Source organism: Streptomyces resistomycificus (assembly GCF_001514265.1).
GTDB lineage: Bacteria > Actinomycetota > Actinomycetes > Streptomycetales > Streptomycetaceae > Streptomyces > Streptomyces resistomycificus.
Genome location: NZ_KQ948990.1, coordinates 650451 through 651508, shown reverse-complemented (window position 1 = coordinate 651508; position 1058 = coordinate 650451). Strand labels below are relative to the sequence as shown.

Genomic DNA, 1058 nt, shown 5'->3' with positions numbered 1-1058 from the left:
TGACTTGGCGCAGTTGGAGACGGATTACGCGGACCTGAAGAAGGACGCGGGTCTGGTGCGTAAGACCGGTGGTGATGTCGATGCGCAGTTCCAGGGGCTGTCGGCGTATTACACGGCTCCGGAGGCGGAGCGGTTGTTCGCGACGACGAAGCCGGTGAAGGACCGTGCGGACACCTTCGGGGACAACCTGGAGACGGTGTCGGGTGCGTTGTCCTCGTACGCGACCGAGGTTCGTCCTTTGGTGGACAGGCTGAAGGAGCTGAAGACCAGGGCGTCCACGTTCGTCGCGTCGGTGAAGGATGACGACGAGTGGGAGTACGACGAGGACAAGGTCGAGGAGCACAACCAGATCCGGGATGACGTCACGGCGACGGTGGCGGCGTTCTGGGCGGCGGAGCGGACCTGTCACAACAAGATCACCGCGATCTGGGGTGGTACCCAGATGGTGGCGGGGGATGGTTCGGAGCGTAAGGACCAGTACGGGTTCAACGCCGAGGACATGAAGAACGCGAAGCTTCCCTGGGGTGACCCGGTGGAGGAGAAGCATCATTGGTACGAGGTCGGCCACTGGGTGAAGTCCTTCGTGTGGGACGGCCTGATCGTGGACGGTATCTGGGGCACCATCAAGGGCCTGGGCACGCTGGTGGGGTTCGGTGGCTGGGAGGCGATGGGGCAGGCGTGGAAGGGCCTCGCGCAGCTGGCGACGGGTCTGGTGTTGTCGTCGATGCCGGGTGTGGGTGCCGCGTTCTGGCTGCTTCCGGACGACAAGCTCCCGTCCTGGATCCGTGATTCGCGTACGGCGATGAAGGAGACGGGCAAGGCGCTGGTGGCGTGGGACGAGTGGGGCAAGAACCCTGGTCGTGCTGCGGGTGCGGTCACCTTCAACGTGCTGACGACCGTGTTCACGGGTGGTGCGGGCGCGGGTGTGGCGGGTGCGGGCAAGGCCGGTGCGGTGGCGAAGGTGTTGTCGGCCGCGGGGAAGGCGGGCAAGGTCATCGACCCGATGACCTACATCGCCAAGGGCGCGGGCGCGGGCCTGTCGAAGATCGGCGACATCA

1 pseudogene is annotated in these 1058 nt (G+C 65.4%); it reads left to right on the top strand.

Annotated features, from left to right (window positions below):
• A pseudogene (locus AQJ84_RS12995) lies at positions 1-1058 on the top strand (ADP-ribosyltransferase); the annotation flags it as partial.